The organism is Aliiroseovarius sp. PTFE2010 (genome assembly GCF_049943335.1).
Lineage (GTDB): Bacteria > Pseudomonadota > Alphaproteobacteria > Rhodobacterales > Rhodobacteraceae > JBNFVY01.
The window spans coordinates 469,375-495,998 of the sequence record NZ_JBNFVY010000001.1 but is presented as its reverse complement, the minus strand read 5'-3'; the positions used below and the strand labels follow the sequence as shown (position 1 = coordinate 495,998).

The window sequence follows — 26,624 nt, the reverse complement described above, 5'->3', positions numbered from 1 at the left end:
CGGCTCAGCCTTTTTCGTGGAAAAAGTCATAGACCGTTTCGGCAACCTTGTCGGAAATGCCGTCCACCGCCTTGAGGTCCGCCAACCCGGCACGGCTGACCGCCTTGGCACTGCCGAAATGGGCCAGCAGGGCGCGCTTGCGCGTCGCGCCGACGCCTGGGACATCGTCCAGCGGCGTGGCCGAGATGGCCTTGGCGCGCTTGGCGCGGTGTGTGCCGATGGCGAAACGGTGCGCCTCGTCGCGCAGGCGCTGCACGAAATACAGCACCGGATCCGTGCGCGGCAGAGCAAACGGGCGCTGGCCTACGCGGTGGAATTCTTCTTTGCCGGCATCCCGGTCGATCCCCTTTGCGACACCCACCATAGCGATATCTTCGACACCCAAATCTTCCATGATCTCGGCCACGGCGCTGACCTGTCCGGCCCCGCCGTCGATCAACAAAAGATCGGGCCAGGCTTCGCTCTGGCGATCCGGGTCTTCCTTGAGCAGACGGGTGAAACGGCGGGTCAGCACTTCTTTCATCATGCCGAAATCGTCGCCGGGGGTCAGATCATCGCCCCTGATGTTGAACTTGCGGTACTGGCTTTTGATGAACCCGTCCGGCCCGGCCACGATCATCGCGCCAACGGCATGTGCGCCCTGAATATGACTGTTGTCGTACACCTCGATTCGCCGCGGCGGCGCGTCCAGATCGAACGCCTCGGCCAGGCCCGCCAGCAGCTTGCTCTGGGCGGCGCTCTCGCTCATCCGGCGGGTCAGGCTTTCGCGCGCGTTGCGCAAGGCACCATCGACCAGTTCGGCCTTTTCGCCGCGCTGTGGCACCAAGATATCCACTTTGCGCCCGACCTTTTCGCATAGCGCCTGTGCCACAAGGTCCGGGTCTTCAAGCGGATGGCTGAGCAGAATCTGCCGCGGCGGTTCCTTGCCGTCGTAAAACTGGGTGATGAAAGCTTGCAGAACCTCGGGGCCTTCTGCGCCCGACCCGGTGCGCGGGTAGAAATCACGATTCCCCCAGTTCTGGTTCGCACGGATGAAAAAGACCTGCACACAGGCCTGCCCACCCTCTAGATGCAGGGCAATTACATCCGCCTCGGACACAGTCCGCGGGTTAATGCCCTGCCCTTGCTGAACCTGCGTCAAGGCGCGAATGCGATCGCGCAGAACAGCAGCGCGTTCGAATTCCATTGCCTCGGCGGCCTCGTCCATCTGGCGCGCAAGCTGTTCCTGCACCTTTGTCGACTTGCCCTGCAAAAACCGTTCCGCATCGCCCACCAGTGCCGCATAATCATCTTCGGATATCTTGCCCACGCAGGGCGCGCTGCACCGTTTGATCTGATAGAGCAGGCAGGGACGCGTGCGGCTTTCGAACATCGCGTCGGTGCAGTTGCGCAGCAAGAATACCTTTTGCAACTGGTTCAATGTCCTGTTCACCGCCCCCGCGCTGGCGAACGGACCGTAGTAGGACCCCTTGGCCTTTTTCGCGCCGCGATGTTTCTTGATCTGCGGATAATCGTGATCAGTGACCAGAATGTTCGGAAAGCTCTTGTCGTCGCGCAGCAGAACATTGTAGCGCGGCTTGAGTTGCTTGATCAGGTTCTGTTCCAGCAGCAGCGCTTCGGTTTCCGTCTGCGTGGTCAGGAACATCATCGACGCTGTTTCGGAAATCATCCGCGATATGCGCGGCGAATGCCCGGCCGGGTTGGCATAGTTGGACACGCGTTTCTTCAGCGCCCGCGCTTTGCCCACATACAAGACCGCGCCCTTGTCATCGAGCATCCGGTACACACCGGGGGAATTGTCGATCTGATTCAGATAGGCCGCGATTCGGGCATGGCCCCGCAGGTTCTCTGTGGATGAGTCGTCTGGCATTGCTCTACCGAATGATTCTCTGCTCTGGCTGCAATCTTAGCGATGGTGGGGCAAGTGAAAACCTGTCCACGGTTTCTGTGGATAACTCTGTTGGGAAATAGGGTCGTAGTAGAAAATTCCCTTGTTTTAACGCACCCTGCACAGTTCGCACAAAAATTAGGCCTAAACTTAAGTAACTGAAATAAAGTGAAAAAAATACGCGATCCTTGCAAATTATTGAAAACATTACCAAATAATTGACGGTTATGTGACAATGATCCGCCAGGTGCACAAGTCACGCCGTTATTTCAAGTTTCGCTCAGGTCTCGCCTTGAACATCCGGTGTCTGCCATGTCAGGTGCTGGCCCCCGTCGGTACAGATCATTTGACCAGTCACCCCTGGGGAATCGAGGAAGAACCCGAGCGCCGCAGTGATATCGGACGGGTTTGACCCGCGCCCAAGCACGGTTGCCGATCTTTGGTTCGCAAAGTGCTTGTCGCTTTGATTGGCCCCTTGCAGCGTGGGCCCTGGCCCGATCCCGTTCACACGGACATGCGGGGCAAGATCCATTGCCGCAGTCCGGGTCAGCGTCCATAGACCCATCTTGGCAATCGTATAGCTCATGAAGGCCGGCGTCAGTTTGCGCAGCCGCTGATCGAGCATGTTCACCACCAGGGCGCGGGCGATGTGTTCGCCCCGCTCGTCCGTGCCCGCCCTGGGGGCCTGGCGCGCGAAACTCTGGGTCAGGACGAACGGGGCCCGCAGATTGCTTTCGATCGCCCGATCCCAACTTTCGCGGTTGGCGCTTTCCATGTTGTCGTTTTCAAAGATCGACGCGTTATTTACCAAACACCCAAGCGGTCCGTCCAAAGCCTGCGCCGCCCGGTCCACAAGGTTCTGGGTGGCGGATTCGTCCAGCAAATCGGCTTGCAATGCCACCGCCTGGCGCCCCTTGTCGCGAATTTGCGCGACCACCTCTTGGGCCGCATCCTGCGAGGCCCCGTAGTGAACGGCAACATCCCAACCGCGTTCGGCCAAATACAGCGCCATGGCCTTGCCCAACCGCTTTCCGGCCCCTGTCACCAGTGCCTTACCTGGCTGCATCGCGCCCTCCGTCACATGAACATGCTCAAAAGATAGACCACGTAGAGCGCGATCAAGAGCACGCCCCACAGACGGGTGATGTCCCGCGCCCTCAGAACAAAGTACCCAAGCAGAACCGAGGCACCGGCCATCACCCAGATGTCCACCTGCATCACCCGCGCTTCAACCGGGATTTCGCCGAGAAAGCTGGACAGTCCGACAATGGCCAGAATGTTGAACATGTTCGACCCGATGACGTTTCCCAACGCCACATCGGCCTGCTTGCGGATCGCCGCCATCACCGTGGTCGCCAATTCCGGCAGCGACGTGCCGATCGCGACCAATGTCAGACCGATCACCGCCTCAGACACGCCAAATTGCGTGGCGATACTGGTGGCTGAGCGAACCAGGATTTCGGCGCCCAGCGGCAATCCAATCAAACCGACAAAAAGCAGCGCGATGATTTTCCACCACGGCATGTCCGGGTCCGCACCTTCGACCGCTTCTTCGATATCCACATGGACATCCGCGGTGCGATGCGTTTGGGCCTGGCGCAGGGTCCAGACCAAAATCGCGATCAGAACGCCAACCAGAACCAGACCTTTGGGCCACGTAAAGCCACCGGTAAAGGCAAGGGCGACGAACAGAACCGTCGCCCCCATCATCTGCAAATAGCTGGTCCGCGTATCGTGGGCCGAAGAATGCAGGCCGGATATGATGGCCGGCACGCCCAGAACAAGCAACACATTCGCAGTATTTGATCCGACCACGTTCCCCATGGCCAGTCCCGGCACCCCATCCAGGATCGCCGAAATCGAAATCAGCAGTTCAGGCGCTGACGTTCCGAATGCCACGATGGTCAGCGATACGACCAGCGCTGGAATGCCCAACCGAAGCGACAGGTTCACCGCGCCGCGCACCAGTGCGTCACCGGCCCCGAGCAAGAGCAGAAGACCGACCAATACCAATAGGAAATCCATGCCTATCCCGCCTTGCCGCAATCACACGGCCCTTTGCCGATCTTGGGGCGCCCGCAAGACGGGCATTGGGTCTTTGTTTTACGCGGCAAAAGCCAATGCAGCTTGCCCAGCATTCCCAACACAAGGATCACGATCAAAAAGAGCGATACAGCTTTGATCATGCTCTACAAACCGAACCGGGCAAAGGCTGCGCGATCTTCGATCCCGGTCAAGATACCGCCCGTCAGTCGTGCGCCGAACCGCTGGAAAATACTGCGTCGCGGGGCATAGACTGCGAACCGCACCTTGGCGCCGAACCGCTCTTTCATCAGGGGTACCAAATGGCCGACGCCATCCACCAACCCGGGTTCCACCGCGCTGGCGCCGACCCAGATATCACCTGTAAACAGATCCCGGTCACCATCAAGCTTGCCCGCGCGCCGCTCACTCACCCAGTCTTTGAACGTGCCGTGAATATCTTCCAGCATACTCTTCAAACGCGTCACGTCCTCCGGCTTTTCAGCGCGGAAAGGATCCAGCATCGATTTTGACTGGCCCGCCGTATACACGCGGCGCTCGACGCCGTGCCGGTCGATGAATTCCTGCAACCCAAATCCCGATGAAATGACGCCGATCGATCCGACGATAGATGCGCGGTCCACGTGAATTTCGTCCCCTGCGCAGGCCAGCCAATAGCCCCCCGAAGCCGCCACATCCTCAACAAAGGCATAGACCGGCACATTCTTTTCTTCGGACAGGCGTCGAATACGTGCCGCAATCAGGCTGCTTTGCACGGGCGAGCCGCCCGGCGAATTGATCAGCAAGGCCACGGCGGCGGGTTTGCCCTTGCGAAAGGCCCGTTCGATGATCGGGGCCAATCCCTGATCGTTCAACGTGCCTTGACGCGCGCCAGAGGCGATCATGCCATTAAGTCGTATAACGGACACAAGTGGCGGCGACTTCACGAAGGGGATCAAATGTCTCATGGCGCTGATGTAAAGCGCCGCCCGCCTGCAAACAAGAGAGCAACGTCTTTTACCCCCCGTCGTTATCCGCTTTGCCCCCGCCAGCGGCGCGCGCTGCGCTCCCACGGCTGCAACGCCAGATATTCAACAGCCAGCATAAGAGCGACAAACGTTATGGAATACGCCAGGACGTGCCCGATTTCCCAGAGCTGGAAATAAAGATGGATCTGAAACCCGATCCCGTTCGAGCGGCCCAGAAATTCCACCACCAGCACCAACTTCCAGATGATCGCCACACCGTTGCGCGCGGCTGCGGACAGATACGGGGCAAGCTGCGGCAACACGACATGCGAAAACTGCGCAGATCGCGGCATTCGGTAGATCTGCGCCATGTCCGAAAGCCGCGGGTCCAGCGTGCGTGCACCTTCGCGCACAGTCACCGTAACAGTTGCCATCTTGTTGATCGAAACGGCAGTAATGGCGGCCACTTCGGTCAGACCGATCCACAGGTAGCACAGCACTATAACCACCAACGCAGGCAGGTTCAGCAGCACAACAACCCAAGGGTCAGCCCAACGGTCCAGCCACGCCACCCGCCCGAGCGCATAGCCCAGCACCGATCCGATGCCCATCGCCAGCGAAAACGCCGCTACGACACGCAGGACGGTCGGGACAAGATGCACCCAAAGCGTGCCCTTCGCCGCCTCGACCCAGACAATGCGCACAACCTGCCACGGCGATGGCAGCGTGCTGGCATCATTCACAACCAACGCCGCAACAACCCAAAGCGCCACCATGGCGCCAAGCGATACGACGGTTTCAAGGCGAAAGCTCTTGCGCGTCATGTCTTCTCCCCGGCGCCGATCCTAGGGGCGCATGCAGATCCGCGCGCCACGACTTTGGTCGAATGTGCCGCTGGTCAACACGGTCTTAGGTTTGGCCCATGGGAGGAATTCGCGCAATCATCGTGTGGATGGCTGTGGCGCTTTGCAGCGTCTGCGCGGTCGTGGCCGACCCCCTGTCGCGCGAGGATCTGGCCGCCTTTGTCCAGCCGCCTTTTTCGATCGGGGAAGCTGTCAATGACCGCGGGGTTTGGGAACTTCTCAATTCCGGGGGGGCTCTGGCGGGCTACGTGTTCGAAACCGAACCCATGGCCCCGCTGCCAGGCTTTTCCGGCGCCCCGATCAACGCGTTCGTCATGTTGGATCTTGAGGGCCAGTACATTGATGTCAGGCTGATCAGCCACAATGAACCGATCTTCGTCTCTGGCTTGGGCGAGGCACCATTCCACAAGTATTTCGAACAGTATCGCGGGCTGTCCATTTCACAATCGCTGGTCGTCGGGACCCCTTACGGGGACGGCGGGGAAGGCGGCGCATTGGTGTATCTGGACGGGGTCACAAAGGCGACCGCCAGCGTGCGGATCGCGCACGAAAGCTTGTTGGCGGCCACCCGCACCATCGCCCGCGAAAAGCTGCAGGGCGTATCGTCTGGCCCGCCGGCCTATCCGAAGCGGGACTATTTCGAAGACCTGACTTGGGCGGATCTGGTGGCGCAGGGCCTGGCCACCCGCAAGCAGATCACCAACGCCGAGGTGGACGCCCAGTTTGCCGGAACGATCTGGGCCGATGACGACCCCGAAGCGCAGGACGATCCCGATGGGTTGTTTCTTGATCTGTGGGTCGTCGATATCGGACCGCCTTCCATCGCAAAGGCGGCCCTGTCACCAGACAGCTACGCGGAATTGCAGGGTTTCCTGACGATTTCCCCAGAAGCCGAACCGATCCTGCTGATCGAAGCAGGCCGCCACGGCCTGGTGTCGGACGACTTTGTGCGCAATACTTCGCCCGCCTGGATTTCGGCGCAACAAGATGCGCTGCCGATCTCGCTTCGCGATGCCGATCTGCTGGTCGAATTGGCCGACGAAGCCCCCGATGGCGTTGCGATGATCCTGCGCACGGACCGGCGACTGGGCTTTGACCCTGCCAGCGAATGGACGCTTGGGATCGAAGCCGTAAGAGAGCACGGCATGTTCCGACCTGAAATCGGCTCGGTGACGCTAACGGTCGCGCACGCCACGCCCGAGCGCTATTTCACAAGGCCCGGCCAAATCAAACAATCCCCGCCCTGGCTGGATGCGCTGCGCAATCGTCAAGGCGACATGATCGTTCTAAGCGCCGGGTTGGTTGCGCTGTTGATTGCGCTCGGCCCTGGCATGACCCGCCTGTCGACAGCGACCTACTATACACCAATCAGGCTGGGCATCTTGGCGGTTGTCACGGGTTTCATCGGCTGGTGGGGCCAAGGGCAGCTGTCCATCGTCACCCCCTTGGCCACCTTGCGTACGTCAATGGACCAGGGCAGCTATGCCTTTTTGCTCTACGATCCATTTTCGCTGCTGATCTGGGCGGTCACGATTGTGGGCTTTGTGCTTTGGGGGCGTGGGCTGTTTTGCGGCTGGCTATGCCCGTTCGGTGCGCTGCAAGAATTCGCGCACCATCTTGGACGTTTGCTGCGGCTGCCGCGAATTGAACCGTCTGCGCTTTGGGACGCCCGGCTGAAATGGGTCAAATACGTGGTTCTCGGCGGGTTGGTGGCCACGGTGTTCATCGCGCCCGATCACGTCGACAAGGCGGTCGAGGTTGAACCGTTCAAAACAGCCATCACGACCTTTTTCATCCGCGAATGGTACTACGTGGCCTACGCCGGTCTGTGGCTGGTGCTGGGCACGATGCTGTTCAAGGGGTTTTGCCGCTATGTCTGCCCCTTGGGCGCGCTGATGGCAATTGGCGGTCTACTGCGCGGGCGCGACTGGATCGCGCGGCGCGCAGAATGCGGGTCGCCTTGCCAGCTCTGCCGGGTCAAGTGCAATTACGGCGCCATCAAGAAAACGGGTGAAATCCAGTACTCTGAATGTTTTCAGTGCCTGGACTGCGTGACGATTTACAACGATGCCGACCAATGCGTGCCGCTGGTTCTTGCCGGCCGCGCGGAAAAACGGCGCCCAACGCTGTCGCAAGGGGTGCCAGCCGAATGATCCTGACACGCCGTCGCTTCATTGCTATTTCCGCCGCCTGCCTTTCTGCCCGCCCGTTGGATGCGGCCACATGGCGGGGTCGTGCGCTTGGCGCGGATGCACAAATATCGCTGCGGGGCGACCGCCAGGCAGGCAAGGCCGCACTGCGCGAGGCGCAGCTGGCTCTGCGCGCGATCGAGGCGGCGTTCTCAATATACGATCCCGCCTCCGAGCTATCCCGCTTGAACGCGGCGGGAACGCTGTCCCCCAGCCCGCGCTTTTCGGCGCTATTGGACCGTGTCGACCCCATTTGGCGGGCAACTGGCGCGGCATTCGATCCGTCCATCCAACCGCTCTGGCACGCCCTGGCGACAGGCGCCGATATTTCCGAAGCGCGGGCACGGGTCGGGTGGGACCGCGTACGGCACACCGCAGCGTCGGTCCGGTTGGATCGCGGTCAACAACTCAGCTTCAACGGCATCGCGCAAGGGGCCGCGACGGATGAGATCGTGTCGATCCTGCGCGCCCATGGTTTTGAAAAGGCGCTGGTCAACATCGGCGAATATGCGGGGCTGGGCGGCCCGTGGCGGCTTGGGCTGACGGATCCACAGTTCGGGCAGGTGGCGCAGGTCACATTGCGCGACGGCGCTGTCGCCACCTCTTCGCCGGGGGCCATGAAAGTTGGGCGCGGGTTTCATATCGTCGACCCAAGGCACGGGCCGGTGCGCCCCAAATGGTCGACGGTCACGGTAGAAGCAGAAGACGCAACCACGGCAGACGGGCTGTCCACCGCGCTATGCTTGATGACCTTTGACCAAGCCAGGAAATTGCGCCGCAGCCACCCCGGGGTGCGGCGTATTGTTCTTGTCGATTGGGACGGAAACTTGCGAACCGTCTGAAGGTTACGAAAAGGCCCTTTTCAGCCAGCTTTTCTTTTCCGCTTCCGGCGCGTCTTCGGCAGGTGGTTCTTCGCCCTCTTCGCCTTCGACGACAGTCTGGAAATTGGTAAAGAACTGGTCGGCCATTTTCTTGGCGAAGCCATCGATCAGACGGCTGCCCAGCTGCGCCAGCTTGCCGCCAACAGACGCCTCGACATCGTAGGTCAACTTGGTGCCATCGCCCGACGGCTCCATCGTGACCAAGGCCCCGCCCTTGGCAAATCCGGCGGCGCCGCCCTTGCCTTCGCCGGACAGCTTGATGCTTTGTTCGGGCACCATGTCAGACAGGGTCACCTGCCCTTTGAACGTCGCCTTGACCGGGCCGACCTTCTGGACCACCACGGCTGTGAACCCTTCGTCGGGCGAACCTGACATTTCCTGGCAGCCAGGCACACATTGCTTCAGAACCTCGGGATCGAGGATACCGGCCCAGACGACAGACGGCGGAGCGGCGATTTCACGGGTTTCTGTCAGTTTCATTCAGGCACTCCCCTTTTTATCGATGTTTGCCGGATCATATGCGCACGGCGCACAGTGTGCCATGCGACCTACGGCGATGCCGCTACCGCTCAGGCGGTAGAAATGTCAGACCATGGTCGGCGAAAATCGCTTCGATCCGTCCGTCCGCCAATCCAGCGAAGATCGCATCATCGACCGCGTAGCCCAAAGCGCGATACCGCATGTGAACGGCAAGCCCAATGGTCCATTTCGATCTGGCGAAACCAGCGAAAGGCGGGGTGTGGATGCCCACACCTTCGGTCAAGCCCGCCTCCAGCTGCGCGCGCGGGCCCATGGCGGCCAGGGTTTCGCCCGCGCCCACAGCGCGCGCAGAGGCCAGTGTGGATGGGTAGCGCCGCACGCCCCTGCTGGCTTGTCCGCCCGCGAAGGACCCCAGATAAAAATCGGAAATGGAATCGTTTTCTACGGCCACCGTATCGAACCGGAAATAGGCCGGAACAGGTTTGTCATCGGGATAGTCTGCTTCGGAATAGGCGATCGCTATTTCTTCCGACGCGTATTGCCCGGTAAACACCACCTGATCCACACGGCAAGTGAATTCGCTGTCGTAAGGGACATGCAGCATGACGTTCGAAACCGCCCCCCCAACGACGGGCCCCCGCCAGATGTTGTTGCGCAGATCTGCTTCCAGGTTCTCGGCCGCTGCGATCAGACGGAAACGTGGTTCAACCCCCAATTCCGACGCGATCAGCTTGCCGATATCGATATCCACGCCCGTGGGCTTGCCGTCCTGCAGGTAGGACCATGGCGCGAAATCCTCATAGACTGCGAAGGTAATGAACCCGCGATCCAGGATCTGGTCCATATCCTGGCCGACGATGTCACGGCTGGCATTCTGCGGCTTGGGCTGGGGTACGTAATTCTCGCAGCGCGCCCAAAGGGGTGCGGCAAGGGCCAGCCACGCCAAGCCGGCAAGGATCAGGCGTCGCGCGATCAATGGGCGACCGACAAACCGACTGTCAGGGTTTCGACCGCCTGCGACAGTGCGGTGGGATCGGCTTGCAACTGGTGGGCGGCGCGCAGCGCGATGCTGTCTGCCACTGGCGCGCCGGATAGTGTTTCAATCTGATTGCCGATTTCTTCCAGCTTGCTCGCCGTGCCGGCCACATCCGCGCCGCTTGCATCGTCTGCCCAAGCCTGAAGCTGGTCGCGGATCGCCTTCAACTCGTCCGAATATTCGGACACCATATCGCTGTCCGGGCGGGTTTCGATGTAGGTACGGATAGCCCAGCCGGCCTTTTGCCCCAATAGGTCGCCAAAGGCGGGCATCTTGGTGGTACCATTCTGGGTATAGCCATGGATGAACCGCTCCATGTACCATTCGTCCCCGTACTCTTCGGCCTCAAGAAACCGCAGGTCCGGCGCCAACCCACCCGAAATCACCTCGAGTCCATGACAGCGCGCGCAGTTCTGGTTGTAGCCGGACGCGCCGATGTTGATCGCCTCTTGATACACCTGGTCACCCATATCGCGGTAAGGGTTTTCGATCAGCCATTCCTCTCCGATGTCCGGCAGGGCTTCGGTGTTGACCGGTTGGGGGGCCACATCGCCGTGGGCGAAGGCCAAAGTTGCGCTGGAAACAAAAGCCAGGGCGAGCCCGGCGCGATGAATGCGTTGGGATGTCATGCTCTTCTCCTCTTCCCGTTGGCAAAAGAATTAGCACCAGCGGGCACGACCAAACCATTCGACCTTGGTCCATTACTGCCCGGGCAACAGACCTTGGTCGTATTCACACCTGGAAAGCCAATATGGCTAGTATTGGGCAAGGGAGGAAATTGAATGCGCTATCTGGCTGCCTCATTGGCGGCGGCAATGGTATTGTGCGCCACTTGCGCAAGCGCCGTTGACGTGCGCATGGGGTACCTGCGTCAAGAAATCGATCATCCCCCGACGCTTTCGAACCTCGACCCTGTTCCCGACGATGACGGGCTTGCCGGCGCGCGGGTCGCGCTTGAGGACAATTCGTCAACCGGGCGCTTTTTAAACCAGACGTTCGCGCTCAACGTGATCTCGGTGCCGCCGGGTGGTGCATTGCTGGACGCTGCACGTACGGCGCTGGCTGACACGCAGCTTTTGGTCCTGGATATGCCTGCCGCCGATTTGATCGCCGTAGCCGATCTGCCGGAAGCGCGGGGCGCGATCTTGATGAACGTTTCCGCCGGCGACGTTGCCCTGCGTCAGGCCGATTGCCGTGCGAACCTGTTGCACGTCGCGCCCTCGGACGCGATGCGCACCGATGCGCTGGCCCAGTTCCTTGTTCGCAAGCGTTGGACGGATGTGGCCATGGTCACCGGCACCAAGCCTGCCGATCTGTCCTTTGCCGCAGCGATGCGCCATTCCCTGACCAAGTTCCAACTGAAACTGCGCGACGAAAAAGCGTGGGATGACAAGGCCGACATGCGTCGCAGCGCCGCGCAAGAGATCCCCCCCTTTACGCAAACCTTGAAAGAACATGACGTGTTGATCGTTGCAGACGAAACCGACGATTTCGCGCGCTACATCGCCTATAACACGTGGGAACCGCGCCCGATTGCAGGCAGCGATGGGTTGCGCCCGCGCACATGGGCCCCGGTGGTCGAACAGTGGGGCGCAGCGCAATTGCAGTCAAGGTTTCAGGGCGCTGCTGGTCGCGACATGCGCCCGCGCGACTATGCAGCCTGGGCCGCCATCCGCGCCATTGGCGAGGCCGTGACCCGAACCAATGCCGCTGACCCGGCCACCCTGCGCGCCTACCTGCTTTCGGACGATTTCGAACTGGCTGGCTTCAAGGGCCGCCCGTTGTCCTTTCGCCCCTGGAACGGCCAATTGCGCCAACCGATTCCGCTGGTGACCGACCGCGCAGTCGTTGCCATGGCCCCTCTTGATGGCTTTTTGCACCCTGTCAGCGAATTGGACACCTTGGGGCAGGACGCCCCAGAATCCACCTGCACTGTCTTCGAGGATTGATATGCGCCATTTGATCTCAGCGGCCTTGCTGGCCGCCTTGCCCACCGCACCTGCCCTGGCCGACGAAATCTGGGTCACGAATGAAAAGGACGACACCGTCAGCGTGATCGACCTGGAAACGCTGGACGTGATCAAGACCTATTCGACCGGCGAACGCCCCCGCGGCATCACCTTTAGCCACGATCAGAGCGTGGTCTATATTTGCGCTTCGGACAGTGACACCGTGCAGGTCATGGACCCGGCGACCGGCGAAATCCTGCATGATCTTCCATCAGGCGAAGATCCCGAACAGTTCGTCCTGCACCCCGATGATCGGCACCTGTATATCGCCAATGAAGATGATGCGATCACCACCGTTGTCGACACACAAACGCGCAAGGTCGTGGCCCAGATCGATGTGGGCATCGAACCCGAAGGCATGGCCGTCAGCCCCGATGGCAAGATCGCCATCACCACGTCCGAAACCACCAACATGGCGCACTGGATCGATACGGAAACCCAAAAGCTGTTCGCCAATACCCTTGTCGACAGCCGCCCCCGTCACGCTGAGTTCGTAAAGGACGGCACGCAGATGTGGGTCAGCTCGGAAATTGGTGGCACGATCACCGTTTTCAACGTGGCCGACCAGGCGCAAGTCGCCAAGATCGACTTTGCGATCGACGGCGTCCATCCTGACCGCGTTCAACCCGTCGGATTTGAACTGACCGACGATGAAAAGACCGCCTTTGTGGCACTTGGCCCGGCCAACCATGTCGCGGTGGTCAATACGGATACCTACCAGGTGGAAGACTACCTGTTGGTAGGTCGCCGCGTCTGGCATCTGGCCTTCAACGCCGACAAGTCGCTGCTGTTTACCACCAACGGCGTGTCGGGTGACGTCACCGTCATCGACGTGGCCAAACGCAACCCGATCAAAACCATCAAAGTCGGCCGCTTTCCCTGGGGCGCTGCATTGCGAATAACGGAGTAAACCAAATGATGAAGAAAACAGTCCTTGCCATGATGATGGCCGCACTTCCCTTCGGCGCGATGGCCGACGACGATGATGATGACGGCGGTTTTGGTATGGCCGGCATCCTGTCAGCCAGCAACAAACAAGACCTGCCACCAATCACCCTGTCCGCCGGCGAACCTTTGGCCGACGCGCCTTTAGCACTGAAATCTGGCACCTACTATGAAATTGAAATCGAAGCAGATGGCAGCCAGGAACTTGCGCTGGTGGGATCGGAATTTTTCCGGGCGATCTGGATCGACGAGATCGTGATCGAAGGTCTGGAAATCCGTCCCCTTGGATTGGACAGTGTGGAATTCGACGAAGCGGGCACGATGGAGATCGGCTTTCTAGCGATAAAGCCCGGGTCCTATTCCCTGCGCGTGCCAGGCTCGACCGGTGAAACGCAACGGCTGGAGATTTCCATCGAGTGACTGGGCTTTCGCTCCAAGGCATCGATTACAACTACGGGGCACGCCAGGCATTATCTGGCGTGTCTTTTGACGTTGCCCCGGGGGCATTTTGCGCGCTTTTAGGGCCGAACGGGGCAGGCAAGTCGACCCTGTTTGGCTTGCTGACCCACCTGTTCACCACGCAAAATGGACACATCACGATCGCTGGGCATGACTTGCGCGCCACGCCGCGCAAAGCGCTGGCCGAAATCGGGGTGGTATTCCAAAGTCCGACGCTTGATCTTGATCTGTCTGTGTTGCGCAATCTCACCTACTTCGCCGCTCTGCACGGGATCGGGGGCACGCAGGCGCGCCACAGGTCCATGGCCGCATTGGATCGACTTGGCATGGCCGAACGCGCCCATGAAAAAGCGCGCGATCTGAACGGGGGGCACCGGCGCCGGACCGAAATCGCGCGCGCGCTGATCCACCGCCCCAAGGTCTTGCTCTTGGACGAGCCGACCGTGGGCCTTGACGCCGCCGCCCGGGCCGCCATCACCGACCACGTGCACGAATTGGCCGCGCTCGAAGGCCTGACAGTGCTTTGGGCGACGCATTTGACCGATGAAGTGCGCGACACCGACCGCTTGATCATTCTGCACCAGGGCCGCGTCCTTGAGGATGGAACAGCCGGAGCCATCCGCGCGGGCCAACCTCTGTCAGATGTGTTCCTGGCCAAAACGGGACCGCCCGCATGATCTGGCTGATCGCACTGCAAGCCATTTGCACCCGCGAAGCGCTGCGCTTTGTGCACCAACGTGGTCGGTTCATCGCTGCGCTGGTCCGGCCGCTTGTCTGGTTGGTGGTTTTTGCCGCCGGGTTTCGGGCTGCTTTGGGGCTGTCGATCATCCCGCCCTACCAGACCTATATCACCTACGAGACCTATATCGTACCGGGCCTGTGCGGCATGATCCTTTTGTTCAACGGGATGCAATCGTCACTGTCGCTTGTCTATGACCGCGAAATGGGATCCATGCGCCTTTTGCTGACATCACCGCTGCCGCGTTGGTGGCTGCTGACCTGCAAACTGGTTGGTTCAACCCTGATATCGGTTTTGCAGGGCGTGGTGTTTCTGGCGATTGCTGCCGCGTTCGGGATCACGGCCCCCTGGCAGGGCTATTTGACGGTAATTCCCGCCCTTTTCCTTGGCGGCTTGATGCTGGGCGCGCTTGGGTTGGCGCTGTCGTCCACCATCAAGCAGCTGGAGAATTTCGCGGGCGTGATGAACTTTGTGATCTTCCCGATGTTCTTTCTGTCGACCGCGCTCTATCCGCTGTGGAAGATGGCTGAAAGCTCAGAGCTGCTGCACGACATCTGTGCGCTGAACCCGTTCAGCCACGCGGTCGAACTGATCCGGTTCGCACTGTATGGAAAACTGGAACCCATGGCGCTGGCCGTTGTCATCGCCTGCACCGCGCTGTTCATGGCACTTGCCCTATGGGGTTATGACCCGGCGCGCGGCTTGATCCGGAAGAAGGGCTGACCTTTTCTACGACCATCCGGGGGCGGATTTACACACGGTTTTGTGCTAGAACAGGCCCTGAGATAGGGAGAGCACGAATGAAACGCATCTTGGTATCGGCATTTTTGGCGGCGTGCGTTGCGGCCCCGGTTGTGGCGGCAGAAACCGAAGGCGGCGAATTGAACCCCGAGGAAATGACCTGGCGCAGCTTTCGCAAACAGGCCGAAAACGGGCAAAGCGGAATGGTCATGTGCGCGATGGGATATGCCATGGCCAAAGCCGGAGATTTTGAAACCGCCCGGATCATCTTTGAACGTTGCGCGGCCGACGGGTACACCGGCGCAATGACATGGATGAGCTATCTGGAACAGAACGGCGCAGGAGGCGAATTCAACCCTGACGCGGCCGCCGAATGGGACCGTCGCGCCGCAGAAGCGGGCGATCCGATCGGCATGTTCAACCACGGTGTCAACATGATGCGCGGCTTCGGCACGGCGCAGGACGAAACCGCTGGCCGCGCGATGGTCGACCAGGCAGCGCAGGCCGGGCTGGACATTGCCAAACGTCTGCAAGGCGCCGATTACGATCTGGACGAAGTGACCCCGGATGCCGACAACTGGCGCTACGCGCCGATGTTCTGACGATCGATCACGGCGGGCGATCCGCCCAGGTGGATCACACGGTCCGTCAGCCGGTCAGCTTCGCCCTGAACATGCGTGACCAGCAGCGTCGCGACGCCGCGCCGTGCACGAAGGGCGGTAAACAGGTCCATCATCTCCAATGCCAGGTCCGGGTCGAGCGATACAAACGGCTCGTCCAGCAGCATCAAAGCGGGGTCGGCGGCAAAGGCCCGGGCCAGCGCCAGACGACGTTGCTGGCCAAGCGAAAGTTGCGCCGGATAACGATCCCCCAACCCAGCCAGTCCGACTTCGGCAAGCGCAACGTTTGCTGCATCGTCCGAAACCCCTGCCGTCAGGGTGATGTTCGCCCGGGCGGTTCGCCAAGGCAACAGTGTGGGCTCTTGAAACACAAAGGCAATGCGGCCGGGCGCACGGATATCCCCGCTCCAATCCTTGTGAAGCCCCGCGACCGCCCGCAGCAGGCTGGATTTTCCGATCCCGGACGGCCCGGTGATCGCAACCGTTTCCCCCGCCACCAATTGAAATGACACAGCCCCCAGAACCGGCGTTTCGCCATAGGACAACCCACTGATCGCAACCGAAAGAACGGGCGCGACCGTGGAATGCGCACCGGTCTGCTGGTCCGCGGTCATGGCGCCCAGACTCAAGACCCGGACTGCACGAACAGCCCGTCGGGCAGGCGCGTGGCTTCCCCGAGCAATTCGGAACCGCCCAGTTCGGCCATCAGCCGCAGCATGGCATCGGCGGCCTCTTCGTCGACCGGGCCAGTGTCTGGGATACCTTCAAGAAACCCTGCCTTGAGCGCATCGAATTGTGCGTCGGACTTGACGTTCATTCGCTCACGCAGCCGCTCCCATGCCGCGTCGTCGGTCGCCAACAGGTCTTTCGCAGCGCGGCTGGCCGCGGCCAGACCGTGCACCAGCGCAGGGTTGTCAAGCAGCATTTCACCCCGGAACACATAGCCCAAAAGCGGCGTATCGGGCGACAGCCCCAACGCTTCGGCCGCATCTGCCACACTGATCAGGCGACGCATGCCGGCGGCATCCATCTTGGCCATGAAATGCCAAAAGTTGATCGCGCCGTCGACCTCGCCCTTGAGCCCGGCCTTGAATATCAACGGCGGCGCGCCGAACACCTGCTCGGTCTCGGCGGCCAGATCCAACCCGTATTCCTGTGCGGCGTAGGCTCGCAGGATCAACCAGCTCTTGTCCAGCGGTCCGCCCGCGATGCCAATCTTGCCGCCCTTCAGATCTGCCAGCGACTGTGCGCTGCTGTCACCGGGGACCATTATCCCACCTACAGCCTTGGAATAGGGAACAAAAACATAGTCGTGGCCTGCCGCCCGCTGGCGCGCGACCCACAGCCAGTCGGACACGATGACATCGGCTTCACCGCCTTGAAACGCCACTTTCGCAGCCGCGCTTCCGGCCAATCCCTGTACTTGCAGATCAAAGCCGTTCGCAGCGTCGAAGCCGTTGTGTTTGATCGTATCGAGTTCCCAGTTGACCGTCCCGATCTCGAGCACGGCAGCCTTCAGCGTGTCTGCGGCCTGGGCCGCAATCCCCGCGACGCAAAGCGCGGTGGCCGTGGCGAGTGTGCGCAAGAACATGATGTCTCCTCCCAGAGTCTTTGGAACACCCTAACAGCCCGCTGCGCGTCAGGAATTACGACCAAAGCACGAGACGCGAAATCGCGCCGGTTTGACTTGCATCAACCGCGCCTGAGGCCATGCAGGCCTATCCTTGTGTCGTACCCGCCCAGAAGGAGCCGAGCTATGAAACACCTGTCAACCGCCATTGCACTTGCCCTATGCGCGACAACCTTGCCGACCGCAGTTCTGGCCGAGGGACCGAAGGTGTTCGAACAAGCCAAGATAAACGCAGGCCAAGCGCTGTTTGACGCCGAATGTCGTCGCTGCCACGCAGACAATGCCCAAGACGCCAGCTATGGCCCCCCGTTGGAGAACATAATTGGGCGCGGAGCGGGGACCTATCCCGGCTTTGACTATTCCACCGCGCTGGCAGCATCGGGCATCGTGTGGACCGAAGCGGCGCTGCGCGCCTGGATGGAAGACAACACCGGCTTCATGCCCGGCACTCGAATGCGCCACGTCGGGATTGAAGAGCGCGCTGTGCAGGACTTTATCCTGTCTTACCTTCGCGCGATCACAACACGCGACGGGGCCGCGATCACCGACGATCTTTCCAAGGATTGATTCCTGGGGCCGTTGCGGTGCCAGCCAACCTGGCAGAGGCGACTCATACGACTATCGTTCAATTCTCACGATCGCTTGATTTGCTTAGCCTATGGTCAACCGTGCCTGTGAGGATTGGCGCGGCCTGCCGCGTTTGGCGGCCCCAACCTTAGGGAGGAAGATCATAATGATCAGGTTAATCGCATCTGCCGCGATCGGTGCGCTGGTGGCCACGAGCGCGGTGGCGAATGTCACCGAAGAGGATCTGGCGAACGACCAGACCGACACCAGTCAGGTCGTCACCAACGGTATGGGGCGCCACCTGCAGCGCTACAGCCCGCTGGATACGCTCAACAAGGACAATGTCGAAAATCTGCTGCCGGCCTGGGCCTTCAGTCTCGGCGGCGAAAAGCAGCGCGGGCAAGAAACCCAGCCGCTGGTTTACGACGGGATCATGTACATCACCGGATCGTATTCGCGCCTGTACGCGATCGACGTGATGACCGGCGAAGAAATCTGGCAATATGACGCGCGCCTGCCCGAAGGCATTTTGCCCTGCTGTGACGTGGTCAACCGCGGCGCCGCAATCTATGGCGACAAGATCTATTTCGGCACTCTGGATGCGCGCATCGTCGCACTGGATTTGAAGACGGGGGACGTTGTCTGGCGCGACAAAATCGCCGACTACAAGGCAGGCTATTCCTACACAGCTGCCCCGATAATTGTAGACGGGCTGATCATTACCGGCAATTCGGGCGGCGAATTCGGCATCGTTGGCGAAGTGCAGGCCCGCGATGCGGAAACCGGCGATGTTGTCTGGACCCGTCCCGTGATCGAAGGCCACATGGGCACATTGAACGGCGAAGAAAGCACCATGACCGGCACGCTGAACGCGACCTGGCCGGGCGACATGTGGAAAACCGGTGGTGGCGCAACGTGGCTGGGTGGCAGCTATGATGCCGACACGGACACGCTGGTCATGGGCGCCGGCAACCCGGCCCCTTGGAACAGCTATCTGCGCAATGCCGGCAGGCCGACCGAAGGCAACGCGGGCGACAACCTGTATGCGGCGTCCCGCATCGGAATCGATCCCAAGACCGGCGAGATCAAGTGGCACTTTCAGACCACCCCGCGCGAAGGCTGGGACTATGATGGGGTGAACGAAGTCGTCGCCTTTGTGGATGCCGACGGCAACAAGAAATTCGCCACGGCCGATCGCAACGGTTTCTTTTATGTCCTGAACCGCGAAGACGGCTCATTCGTCGATGCCTGGCCCTTCGTCAAGGATATCTCTTGGGCCAAGGGAATTGACGATAACGGACGCCCGATCTTTGACGAAGACAACCGCCCAGGCGATCCGTCCGAGGCCGCCGATGGCGGCAAAGGCGATACGGTGTTTTCAACCCCGTCATTCCTTGGCGGCAAAAACTGGATGCCAATGGCCTACAGCCAGAAGACCGGCTTGTTCTATGTGCCTTCGAACGAATGGGGCATGGATATCTGGAACGAACCTGTGACCTTCAAAAAGGGTGCAGCCTATCTGGGCTCGGGCTTTACCATCAAACCGATGTACGAAGACCACATCGGGTCGCTCAAGGCGGTCGATCCGATGACCGGCGAATGGAAGTGGGAATACACGAACGAAGCACCGCTTTGGGGCGGCGTGATGACCACTGCTGGCGGGCTGGTGTTCTTTGGCACCCCCGAAGGCAAATTCATCGCGCTGGATGATGAAACCGGTGAAGAGCTGTGGTCGTTCCAGACCGGCTCGGGCATCGTTGGCCAGCCGATCACCTGGGAGATGGAGGGCGAACAATATGTGTCAGTCATTTCGGGCTGGGGCGGGGCTGTTCCGCTCTGGGGCGGCGAGGTTGCCAAGAAGGTGAACTACCTGAACCAAGGCGGCATGCTCTGGACCTTCAAACTGCCCAAACAGCTGGCCTCGGCAGACTAAGCTGACGCCATGAATCGCTTTGGGGCGCCTGCAAAGGGCGCCCCTTTTTCATTGCGCGAAACACCGCTGGCCCAGCATTTTTCTTAACCTTCCTTGCGACTATTGTGTTGCTACCCCTGTTGCGCGCCTGCGTGCTAGCATTCATGGAAAAGGAGTGGTTCAGGTCATGTCCGCGCAGGTGCCCCAAGACAACAACAAGCTTCGCAGCACGTTGATCATCGACGATCATCCGCTGTTCTGCGATGCCTTGTCCATGACGTTGCGTATGGTGGTCGGCGTAGAGACGGTCAGTACGGCACAAAACCTGGCCGCGGCCCTGGATGCTCTGGAAAACGGTAGCGCTCCGGATGTGATCTTGCTGGATCTGGACCTGCCCGACGTGACGGGGCTCGACGGGCTGATCCGCCTCAAACGCTTTGCCGAAGATATTCCCGTGGTCGTCGTGTCGTCGATGGCCGATACACGGATGGTGCGTTCAACCATCCGCGCCGGCGCTTCGGGCTTTGTGCCCAAGCATAGCGCCCGCGAGGTGTTCCAGGCCGCTTTCGAAGCGATTGCGCGTGGTGACAGGTTTCTTCCCGAAGGGGTGACAATAGACAATACGGACCCCGATACGACCGATCGCCATCAGGACGCGTTAGAGCGTATGGGACAATTGACGCGCCAGCAGATGAGAATTCTGGCATTGATCTGCCAAGGCAAGCTGAACAAGCAAATCGCCTTTGAACTGTCGATTGCCGAAGCAACGGTAAAAGCCCATGTCACGGCGATCATGCGAAAACTGGGCGTCCAGAGCAGAACACAGGCCGTATTGATCGCCAACGAAGCCAATTTCGAGAATCTGTTGCAAAACCCCGGGTAGGTTGCAAAGCTTGCAAGGTGGTTTGGTAGCAAAGCGCGAACCATTGATTTGGGAGGATCATCATGTTCGCCGGGGGGGCACCTATCCCTGCAGGCGCGTTTGACGCATCGCTTGTCCCGCGCGCGCAAGTCGATTGCGACGCGCCCGATGCCGTTGCCAAATTGCGCAGCATGTTGGGCGAAGAGCGCTTTTCCCTTTTGATCCTGTTCGTCTCGCCCGAAGCGGATTTCGAAAAGGTCGTCACAGATGCGGCTGTTCATTTCGCCGGCGTGACCGTTATCGGCTGCACAACCGGCGGCGAACTTGGAAACGGCGGCTACGACGAAAATTCAATCATTGCTGTTGGGCTGCCATCAAAGCACTTCGCCGCGTCTTCCATCTTGATCCCGCATGTTGGCGAACTGGACCAGCAGAACCTGATGTCCGAAGGGGTCACGACGCGCTCGAAACTCACTGCGGCGCATCCCGATTGGGACAGCGAATTCGCGTTTTTGCTGGTCGACGGCATGTCCCGCAAGGAAGATACCGTGGTCGCTGCCTGTGCAAACGCCCTTGGGCCTGTTCCTTTGTTCGGTGGATCGGCCGGGGATGGCGATCATTTCGGCGACCCCCTGATCGCGTATGATGGCCGCATCTACCGACGCGCGGCCGTCCTGACCTATGTGCGCACTTGCTGCCCGATAAAGGTGTTTTCCTTTGACCATTTCGAACCGTCAGACCGACGCATGGTCGTAACTTCGGCGGATCCGGAAAAGCGTATCGTCCACCAGATCAATGCCGAACCATCCGCCCGCGAATACGCCAGAATGCTTGGCAAAGATCCCGAAGGGATGGATACGTATACCTTTGCGGCGCGTCCGGTCGTCGTTCGATTTGGCGGTACCCATCATGTTCGGTCAATTCAAAGGGTTACGGAAACCGGGGACCTGCTTTTCTTTGCCGCCATCGAAGAAGGTCTGGTTCTGACGCTGGCCGACCCAACCGATATGGTAAAACACCTGGATTCCTCGCTGAGCGATCTTGGCCGGTCCGTCAAACCCGCTGCAATCATTGCTTGCGATTGCATCCTGCGCCGCATGGAAGCACAGGAAAAGCAACTCAGCCGAGCAATCTCAGAGATCCTTGAAAAACACGACGTGGTCGGGTTTTCGACCTATGGCGAACAAATCGCGGGGATGCATGTGAACCAGACGGTGACGGGCGTTGCAATCTATCCCCCGGGCAGCGATCCATGAACCGCGCCAGTTCGTTCATCAATCCAGAGGATTCACTGGCCCGTCAGAACGAAAAACTGCTGACCATAGCGGATGTTCTGGTCAAGCGGGTCGAACAGGTCACCGACGACGAGGGCGCATCCTACGCACATTTTCAGCGCGCGGTCATGCTGGAAGACCAGGTTCGGACACGAACGCGCGAACTGGAACGCGCGCTCGATCTTCTCAATGCATCCAACAACCAGCTGGCCGAAGCCAACCGCGCCGCCGAAGACGCCCGCGCCACGCTGGCTGGCGCGATCGAAACGATCCAAGAGGGATTCGCGCTGTTCGACGCGGACGACCAGCTGTTGTTGTTCAACAGCCGGTTCGGAATGTTCATGCCCGATATTCGCGCCGCTCTCGCGCCGGGGCTGACTTTTTCAGACTACATTGAACAGGTCAGCCTGTCGCCCAGCCTGGATATGCCACAAGGCGAAACGCCAGAATCCTGGCGCGCGACCCGGCACCGCCGTCATCAGGACAAGCACGTTGTGTTCAACGTGTCCATCACCGGGGATCGGTGGGTCCAGGTCAGCGAGCATCGGACCCCCGACGGCCAGACCGTCATCATGCAGACCGACATCACTGATATCATGCGCCTGGAACGGCGCGAACGGTCGCGCATTCTGGACAACCAGGCCCGGCTGATCGGCAACACGCTGGAGCACCTGGATCATGGTGTCACGGTGTTCGACGGGAATGGGCATCTGGTCAGCTGGAACCGCATCGTCAGCGATCTTCTGTCCATACCGGTTAGCAATCTGCGCCTGGGTACAGACTTTTCCACCCTCTTGAACAAGGCCCAGGATATCGACAGCGACACCATGACGATCGATCAGGTCGTCTCTTGGGTGAACTCTCAAAACCGCCCGCCGATGGCCTTCGAAATGACCCGGGGCAAATCTGTCGTTCTGCATGTCACGGTGCAGGAAATGCCCGACCGCGGCTTTGTCGCCGCATTTTCGGATATTACGGCCGAACGGGAAAACGCGCGCACGCTGCTTGAGGCTAAGGAAGGCTTGGAACGGCGCGTTCAGGAACGCACGCTGGAACTGGAAGACGCTTTGGCGGATGCAGAGCGGGCCAACGCATCGAAGTCACGCTTTGTAGCCGCAGCGTCGCATGACCTGCTGCAGCCCCTGTCCGCGGCAAAATTGTTCGTTGCCTCTGCCGCCGAGGACACGCAGGACCCGAACCGCAAGACAACGTTGCAAAAGGCCCTGGGTGCGCTGAATTCTGTCGATCACATCATCGACGCGCTTCTGGATATCTCAAAGCTGGAATCAGGCGCGGCCGCTGTAGAGATTGAGCCGGTTCAGGTGCGCCCGCTGCTTGAGCAGCTGTCGTCCGAATTCACGCCGCTCGCGTCCCAGAAGGGTCTGGATTTGCGGATGTATATCTGTGACGCGGTGATCGAAACCGACGCCAGCTATATCCGCAGGATTCTTCAGAATCTGATCGGCAATGCCGTTCGTTACACGCAGTCGGGCCGGGTCGTTGTTGGTGCGCGGCGACGCGGCAGGCAGGTTCGGTTCGAAATCTGGGATACCGGGCCGGGCATTCCAAATTCCGACCTCGAAGACATTTTCAAAGAATTCCATCGTCTGAATGCGCGTGCTTCAGCATCCGAAGGGATGGGGCTGGGACTGGCGATTGTAGAGCGGGCCTGCGGCCTTCTGCGCCATCCGCTCTCTGTTGCATCAACACCTGAACGCGGGTCGGTATTTTCGGTTTCCGTTCCACTTGCCCGCGGCCGCAGCCCTGGATCAGTGCCCAAACCACATGCGACCCCGGTCAGTACCGGTTTGGCGGGCACGCTGGTTCTTTTGGTTGAAAATGATGACGAACTGCGCCGGGCCTTGACCCTGACAATGGAACGTTGGGGCGTCGCCGTTATCGAAGCCAGTAGCGGCAAGGAAGCCCAAGACCTTTTGAATGAGCTTGCGATCTGCCCCGATGCCCTGCTTATCGACTACCAGTTGAGCGACGGGGAAACCGGGCTGGACGTGCGCGATATGCTGGACCCTTTATGCAGCGCGGTGCCTGCAAGGATCATCACCGCCGACAGGTCCTTGGCGACGATCGAAGCGTGCCGCGCCCGTGGGATCCAAATCATGCACAAACCGATTGACCCGGTTGGCCTGGCGTCATTCCTGACCGAGGTCGCGCTCGGCTCGCAGCGTTAAACGGTCTCTTGCATGAACCGGACGTCGCCCGTTGGATCTATCGCCGCGGCGGTCAAAACCCCACTGCGATAAGCCCCTGTATCAATCGAAATTCGACCTGACGCCGCCACTGAGTCCGGTACGACGGTATGCCCGTGCACCACCCACATGCCGTCTGTCCGGGTTTGGCGCAGAAACGTCGGGCACCCCCACAGCAATACCGACCTGGGTTGCGAGTCGGGCGCGCGATCAGGGTCCATTCCTGCGTGCACGCAATGCACGTTTCCGCTGACCCATTGCGTGGGAAGATTGCGCAGCCAATGCACCGTGCTACCTGGGCGATCATTGCCCAAAGCTTGCATTAAAGCATCCGACACAGCCAAAAGTGCATCAACATCCAGATCCCCGCGCAGAGGATCGATCCCAAAGCTGTTCAGTGTCTCTAGCCCGCCGTGCTTTAGCCAACGCAGGCCCGTGTCCGCAGGATCATCAAGAAACTCCAGAAGCATCTCTTCGTGGTTTCCCGCCAGTGCGCTGGACCCGGGGTAGGTTTCAATGTGGTCCCGCACCGTCGCCAGAACCTGCGACGCTGCCGGACCACGATCGACCATGTCGCCAAGAAACACGATGGTAGGGGCATGCCCGCGCTGCGTTGCATCCAAGTGGATTTGGTCGATTAATCCACGCAGCAAATCATCGCGCCCGTGGATATCCCCGATCGCGTAAAATGGTTGATCGGGCACCGGTTGCGTTGCGTACGTCGGGCCAAGCCGTCGTGCGAGGGATTGGAGGAATTTGATCATGGGACGGTTGAATGTGCTCTTGTGGTCGCGACATGGGACCGCGGATTTGCCGCTGTAACTGGCGTCAGCAACGTCATGCTACTGCTATTTCTAACCGGTATCCAGCGCACGTGCGCCTTGGCATCAAGCGCGCAAGAACAGGCGCCAGGATCGTGGCTGAAATTTCACCGGTTCTTTTCTTCATTGGGCGTCTGTTCAACGCCCGCGTCGCGTGCTGAAAGGCCCCGCCAACGTCTCGGAAAGTTCTATGCACTTGAATGAAAAAGGGCGCCGCCGGGCGCCCTTTCCTTTCGCGATCTTCTTCAATGCTGTCAAAGACTGGCGTCTAGCGCTGCGACGATCAGATCGCCCATCTCGCTGGTGGAAACAGGTGTCTTGCCTTCTTCGCCCAACAAGTCCGCAGTGCGCGCGCCATCGGCCAACACGGTTTCGACCGCCTGTTCCAGCCGGTCTGCCTCGGCCCCCGCGTCGAAGCTGTAGCGCAGCGCCATGGCGAACGACAGGACACAGGCAATGGGGTTCGCCTTGCCCTGGCCGGCGATGTCAGGGGCCGAGCCATGCACCGGCTCGTACAGCGCTTTGGGGCGACCGTTGGGCATCGGCGCCCCCAGCGACGCTGACGGCAACATGCCAAGCGACCCGGTCAGCATCGCGGCAGCATCGGACAAGAGATCGCCAAACAGATTGTCGGTCACGATCACATCGAATTGCTTGGGCCACCGGCAAAGCTGCATCGCGCCGGCGTCAGCGTACATGTGGGACAGCTCGACATCGGCGTATTCGGCCTGGTGCACTTCGGTCACGACCTCGCGCCACAAGATGCCGCTTTCCATCACGTTGGCCTTCTCCATCGAGCAGACCTTGTTGTTGCGGCGGCGGGCAAGTTCAAAAGCACTGCGGGCGACACGCGCGATTTCGCTTTCCGTGTAACGCTGCGTGTTGATCCCGACCCGCTCGTTGCCCTCTTCGAAGATGCCGCGCGGCTCGCCAAAGTAGATGCCGCTTGTCAGTTCGCGCACGATCATGATGTCCAGCCCGGCCACCACGTCTTTTTTCAGTGAACTGAAGTCGGCCAGCGCATCGAAACACTGGGCCGGGCGCAGGTTGGCAAAAAGATCCATTTCCTTGCGCAGGCGCAGCAGGCCCCGTTCAGGTTTTACACTGAAATCCAGATCGTCGTACTGCGGTCCGCCCACTGCGCCCAGCAGAACGGCGTCGACGTTTTGTGCCTGCGCCATGGTCGCATCGCTCAAAGGCGTGCCGTGTTCATCATACGAGCATCCGCCGACCAAACCTTCGGATACATCGAACGGCATATCGCGTTTGTCGCCGTACCAGCCGATGATTTTCTTGACCTCGGCCATGACTTCGGGGCCGATGCCGTCGCCGGCAAGGATAAGAAGGGACGGGTTGCTCATGGGGCAATTCCTGATGTTAATTCGGTTGCCGTGCCCTAGCCTGCGCGCACACGGAATTCAAGCCGCGACAGGCGCACGCGCGTGCCGCTACGCCCTGTCTGGGGCGCCTCACACATTAGAAATGCGGCGTCGATGGGCATTCAGGTCAGG

26 protein-coding genes are annotated in these 26,624 nt (G+C 60.2%); 13 read left to right on the top strand and 13 right to left on the bottom strand.

From position 1 onward, the window contains the following. Positions 1-4: 4 nt before the first annotated feature. The 6 genes from uvrC to ACP2AV_RS02370 all read right to left on the bottom strand — a co-directional run bounded on the left by uvrC (position 5) and on the right by ACP2AV_RS02370 (position 5,702). On the bottom strand, positions 5-1,870 hold the full coding sequence (uvrC, locus tag ACP2AV_RS02395) for an excinuclease ABC subunit UvrC (RefSeq protein ID WP_426371051.1): 1,866 nt from the start codon (positions 1,868-1,870) through the stop codon (positions 5-7). Positions 1,871-2,168: 298 nt separating this feature from the next. Continuing rightward, a complete protein-coding gene (locus ACP2AV_RS02390; protein ID WP_426371050.1) occupies positions 2,169-2,954 on the bottom strand; it encodes an SDR family oxidoreductase in 786 nt (261 codons plus the stop codon). Between the two features lie 11 nt (positions 2,955-2,965). Continuing rightward, positions 2,966-3,913 carry a calcium/sodium antiporter gene (locus tag ACP2AV_RS02385; protein ID WP_426371049.1) on the bottom strand — a complete coding sequence of 316 codons (948 nt, stop codon included), beginning with the start codon at positions 3,911-3,913 and terminating at the stop codon, positions 2,966-2,968. 2 nt (positions 3,914-3,915) lie between these two features. Beyond that, on the bottom strand, positions 3,916-4,074 hold the full coding sequence (locus ACP2AV_RS02380) for a hypothetical protein (RefSeq protein ID WP_426371048.1): 159 nt from the start codon (positions 4,072-4,074) through the stop codon (positions 3,916-3,918). Between the two features lie 3 nt (positions 4,075-4,077). Further along, positions 4,078-4,878: a S49 family peptidase gene (locus ACP2AV_RS02375; RefSeq protein ID WP_426371047.1), complete on the bottom strand. Its 801-nt coding sequence runs from the start codon at positions 4,876-4,878 to the stop codon at positions 4,078-4,080. 62 nt (positions 4,879-4,940) lie between these two features. Beyond that, positions 4,941-5,702 carry an ABC transporter permease gene (locus ACP2AV_RS02370; protein WP_426371046.1) on the bottom strand — a complete coding sequence of 254 codons (762 nt, stop codon included), beginning with the start codon at positions 5,700-5,702 and terminating at the stop codon, positions 4,941-4,943. Positions 5,703-5,800: 98 nt separating this feature from the next. Here ACP2AV_RS02370 and ACP2AV_RS02365 point away from each other — a divergent pair, with 98 nt between their 5' ends. Both ACP2AV_RS02365 and ACP2AV_RS02360 read left to right on the top strand, forming a co-directional pair. After that, entirely contained in the window at positions 5,801-7,894 is a 2,094-nt protein-coding gene (locus ACP2AV_RS02365) for a 4Fe-4S binding protein (RefSeq protein WP_426371045.1), read from the top strand. Continuing rightward, positions 7,891-8,772: an FAD:protein FMN transferase gene (locus ACP2AV_RS02360; RefSeq protein ID WP_426371044.1), complete on the top strand. Its 882-nt coding sequence runs from the start codon at positions 7,891-7,893 to the stop codon at positions 8,770-8,772. Before ACP2AV_RS02365 ends, ACP2AV_RS02360 begins: the two co-directional genes overlap by 4 nt. A gap of 3 nt (positions 8,773-8,775) precedes the next feature. Here ACP2AV_RS02360 and ACP2AV_RS02355 read toward each other — a convergent pair whose 3' ends face one another. The 3 genes from ACP2AV_RS02355 to pedF form a co-directional block, all read right to left on the bottom strand. After that, positions 8,776-9,291: a CoxG family protein gene (locus tag ACP2AV_RS02355; RefSeq protein ID WP_426371043.1), complete on the bottom strand. Its 516-nt coding sequence runs from the start codon at positions 9,289-9,291 to the stop codon at positions 8,776-8,778. A gap of 82 nt (positions 9,292-9,373) precedes the next feature. Then, on the bottom strand, positions 9,374-10,264 hold the full coding sequence (locus ACP2AV_RS02350; protein WP_426371349.1) for a substrate-binding periplasmic protein: 891 nt from the start codon (positions 10,262-10,264) through the stop codon (positions 9,374-9,376). After that, positions 10,264-10,956, bottom strand: a complete 693-nt coding sequence (pedF, locus tag ACP2AV_RS02345; RefSeq protein WP_426371042.1) for a cytochrome c-550 PedF — start codon at positions 10,954-10,956, stop codon at positions 10,264-10,266. Before pedF ends, ACP2AV_RS02350 begins: the two co-directional genes overlap by 1 nt. Positions 10,957-11,109: 153 nt before the next feature. Between pedF and ACP2AV_RS02340 the strand changes: the two genes are divergently transcribed. The 6 genes from ACP2AV_RS02340 to ACP2AV_RS02315 all read left to right on the top strand — a co-directional run bounded on the left by ACP2AV_RS02340 (position 11,110) and on the right by ACP2AV_RS02315 (position 15,822). After that, a complete protein-coding gene (locus ACP2AV_RS02340; protein WP_426371041.1) occupies positions 11,110-12,276 on the top strand; it encodes an ABC transporter substrate-binding protein in 1,167 nt (388 codons plus the stop codon). A 1-nt stretch (position 12,277) separates the two neighbouring features. Further along, on the top strand, positions 12,278-13,246 hold the full coding sequence (locus tag ACP2AV_RS02335) for a YVTN family beta-propeller repeat protein (RefSeq protein ID WP_426371040.1): 969 nt from the start codon (positions 12,278-12,280) through the stop codon (positions 13,244-13,246). An 8-nt stretch (positions 13,247-13,254) separates the two neighbouring features. Continuing rightward, positions 13,255-13,701, top strand: coding sequence for a hypothetical protein (locus tag ACP2AV_RS02330; RefSeq protein WP_426371348.1), 447 nt, complete (start codon positions 13,255-13,257; stop codon positions 13,699-13,701). Then, the gene (locus ACP2AV_RS02325) at positions 13,698-14,417 is read left to right on the top strand and encodes an ABC transporter ATP-binding protein (RefSeq protein WP_426371039.1); all 720 of its coding nucleotides are present in this window, start codon (positions 13,698-13,700) and stop codon (positions 14,415-14,417) included. The genes ACP2AV_RS02330 and ACP2AV_RS02325 overlap by 4 nt, the downstream gene beginning before the upstream one ends. Then, the gene (locus tag ACP2AV_RS02320; RefSeq protein WP_426371038.1) at positions 14,414-15,202 is read left to right on the top strand and encodes an ABC transporter permease; all 789 of its coding nucleotides are present in this window, start codon (positions 14,414-14,416) and stop codon (positions 15,200-15,202) included. Before ACP2AV_RS02325 ends, ACP2AV_RS02320 begins: the two co-directional genes overlap by 4 nt. Positions 15,203-15,279: 77 nt before the next feature. Continuing rightward, positions 15,280-15,822 carry a tetratricopeptide repeat protein gene (locus ACP2AV_RS02315; protein WP_426371037.1) on the top strand — a complete coding sequence of 181 codons (543 nt, stop codon included), beginning with the start codon at positions 15,280-15,282 and terminating at the stop codon, positions 15,820-15,822. Here ACP2AV_RS02315 and ACP2AV_RS02310 read toward each other — a convergent pair. Then, positions 15,804-16,454, bottom strand: a complete 651-nt coding sequence (locus tag ACP2AV_RS02310; RefSeq protein WP_426371036.1) for an ATP-binding cassette domain-containing protein — start codon at positions 16,452-16,454, stop codon at positions 15,804-15,806. The genes ACP2AV_RS02315 and ACP2AV_RS02310 overlap by 19 nt on opposite strands. A gap of 11 nt (positions 16,455-16,465) precedes the next feature. Continuing rightward, complete coding sequence (locus tag ACP2AV_RS02305) at positions 16,466-17,431, bottom strand: ABC transporter substrate-binding protein (protein ID WP_426371035.1); 966 nt, start codon at positions 17,429-17,431, stop codon at positions 16,466-16,468. A 165-nt stretch (positions 17,432-17,596) separates the two neighbouring features. On the opposite strand from ACP2AV_RS02305, the gene ACP2AV_RS02300 reads away from it, so the two are divergent. The 5 genes from ACP2AV_RS02300 (at position 17,597) to ACP2AV_RS02280 (ending at position 24,274) form a co-directional block, all read left to right on the top strand. Then, the gene (locus ACP2AV_RS02300) at positions 17,597-18,037 is read left to right on the top strand and encodes a c-type cytochrome (RefSeq protein ID WP_426371034.1); all 441 of its coding nucleotides are present in this window, start codon (positions 17,597-17,599) and stop codon (positions 18,035-18,037) included. 166 nt (positions 18,038-18,203) lie between these two features. Further along, complete coding sequence (locus ACP2AV_RS02295; protein WP_426371033.1) at positions 18,204-19,970, top strand: PQQ-dependent methanol/ethanol family dehydrogenase; 1,767 nt, start codon at positions 18,204-18,206, stop codon at positions 19,968-19,970. A gap of 166 nt (positions 19,971-20,136) precedes the next feature. Beyond that, positions 20,137-20,832 carry a response regulator transcription factor gene (locus ACP2AV_RS02290; protein WP_426371032.1) on the top strand — a complete coding sequence of 232 codons (696 nt, stop codon included), beginning with the start codon at positions 20,137-20,139 and terminating at the stop codon, positions 20,830-20,832. 62 nt (positions 20,833-20,894) lie between these two features. Continuing rightward, a complete protein-coding gene (locus ACP2AV_RS02285; protein ID WP_426371031.1) occupies positions 20,895-22,067 on the top strand; it encodes an FIST N-terminal domain-containing protein in 1,173 nt (390 codons plus the stop codon). Continuing rightward, on the top strand, positions 22,064-24,274 hold the full coding sequence (locus ACP2AV_RS02280; RefSeq protein WP_426371030.1) for a PAS-domain containing protein: 2,211 nt from the start codon (positions 22,064-22,066) through the stop codon (positions 24,272-24,274). The genes ACP2AV_RS02285 and ACP2AV_RS02280 overlap by 4 nt, the downstream gene beginning before the upstream one ends. Here ACP2AV_RS02280 and ACP2AV_RS02275 read toward each other — a convergent pair. Both ACP2AV_RS02275 and leuB read right to left on the bottom strand, forming a co-directional pair. Continuing rightward, positions 24,271-24,996: a metallophosphoesterase gene (locus ACP2AV_RS02275; RefSeq protein ID WP_426371029.1), complete on the bottom strand. Its 726-nt coding sequence runs from the start codon at positions 24,994-24,996 to the stop codon at positions 24,271-24,273. The two genes, ACP2AV_RS02280 and ACP2AV_RS02275, sit on opposite strands and share 4 nt — an antisense overlap. 371 nt (positions 24,997-25,367) lie before the next feature. Further along, positions 25,368-26,474, bottom strand: a complete 1,107-nt coding sequence (gene leuB, locus ACP2AV_RS02270) for a 3-isopropylmalate dehydrogenase (protein ID WP_426371028.1) — start codon at positions 26,472-26,474, stop codon at positions 25,368-25,370. Positions 26,475-26,624: the final 150 nt, after the last annotated feature.

Coding starts and splice junctions, on each gene's coding strand:
- ACP2AV_RS02300 (WP_426371034.1), top strand. CDS start 17,597: ATGAAACACCTGTCAACCGCCATTGCACTTGCCCTATGCGCGACAACC.
- ACP2AV_RS02380 (WP_426371048.1), bottom strand. CDS start 4,074: ATGATCAAAGCTGTATCGCTCTTTTTGATCGTGATCCTTGTGTTGGGA.
- ACP2AV_RS02385 (WP_426371049.1), bottom strand. CDS start 3,913: ATGGATTTCCTATTGGTATTGGTCGGTCTTCTGCTCTTGCTCGGGGCC.
- ACP2AV_RS02370 (WP_426371046.1), bottom strand. CDS start 5,702: ATGACGCGCAAGAGCTTTCGCCTTGAAACCGTCGTATCGCTTGGCGCC.
- ACP2AV_RS02375 (WP_426371047.1), bottom strand. CDS start 4,878: ATGAGACATTTGATCCCCTTCGTGAAGTCGCCGCCACTTGTGTCCGTT.
- ACP2AV_RS02365 (WP_426371045.1), top strand. CDS start 5,801: ATGGGAGGAATTCGCGCAATCATCGTGTGGATGGCTGTGGCGCTTTGC.
- ACP2AV_RS02285 (WP_426371031.1), top strand. CDS start 20,895: ATGTTCGCCGGGGGGGCACCTATCCCTGCAGGCGCGTTTGACGCATCG.
- ACP2AV_RS02280 (WP_426371030.1), top strand. CDS start 22,064: ATGAACCGCGCCAGTTCGTTCATCAATCCAGAGGATTCACTGGCCCGT.
- ACP2AV_RS02340 (WP_426371041.1), top strand. CDS start 11,110: ATGCGCTATCTGGCTGCCTCATTGGCGGCGGCAATGGTATTGTGCGCC.
- ACP2AV_RS02295 (WP_426371033.1), top strand. CDS start 18,204: ATGATCAGGTTAATCGCATCTGCCGCGATCGGTGCGCTGGTGGCCACG.
- ACP2AV_RS02305 (WP_426371035.1), bottom strand. CDS start 17,431: ATGTTCTTGCGCACACTCGCCACGGCCACCGCGCTTTGCGTCGCGGGG.
- ACP2AV_RS02330 (WP_426371348.1), top strand. CDS start 13,255: ATGAAGAAAACAGTCCTTGCCATGATGATGGCCGCACTTCCCTTCGGC.
- pedF (WP_426371042.1), bottom strand. CDS start 10,956: ATGACATCCCAACGCATTCATCGCGCCGGGCTCGCCCTGGCTTTTGTT.
- ACP2AV_RS02310 (WP_426371036.1), bottom strand. CDS start 16,454: ATGACCGCGGACCAGCAGACCGGTGCGCATTCCACGGTCGCGCCCGTT.
- ACP2AV_RS02335 (WP_426371040.1), top strand. CDS start 12,278: ATGCGCCATTTGATCTCAGCGGCCTTGCTGGCCGCCTTGCCCACCGCA.
- ACP2AV_RS02290 (WP_426371032.1), top strand. CDS start 20,137: ATGTCCGCGCAGGTGCCCCAAGACAACAACAAGCTTCGCAGCACGTTG.
- ACP2AV_RS02320 (WP_426371038.1), top strand. CDS start 14,414: ATGATCTGGCTGATCGCACTGCAAGCCATTTGCACCCGCGAAGCGCTG.
- ACP2AV_RS02355 (WP_426371043.1), bottom strand. CDS start 9,291: ATGAAACTGACAGAAACCCGTGAAATCGCCGCTCCGCCGTCTGTCGTC.
- uvrC (WP_426371051.1), bottom strand. CDS start 1,870: ATGCCAGACGACTCATCCACAGAGAACCTGCGGGGCCATGCCCGAATC.
- ACP2AV_RS02315 (WP_426371037.1), top strand. CDS start 15,280: ATGAAACGCATCTTGGTATCGGCATTTTTGGCGGCGTGCGTTGCGGCC.
- ACP2AV_RS02360 (WP_426371044.1), top strand. CDS start 7,891: ATGATCCTGACACGCCGTCGCTTCATTGCTATTTCCGCCGCCTGCCTT.
- ACP2AV_RS02390 (WP_426371050.1), bottom strand. CDS start 2,954: ATGCAGCCAGGTAAGGCACTGGTGACAGGGGCCGGAAAGCGGTTGGGC.
- leuB (WP_426371028.1), bottom strand. CDS start 26,474: ATGAGCAACCCGTCCCTTCTTATCCTTGCCGGCGACGGCATCGGCCCC.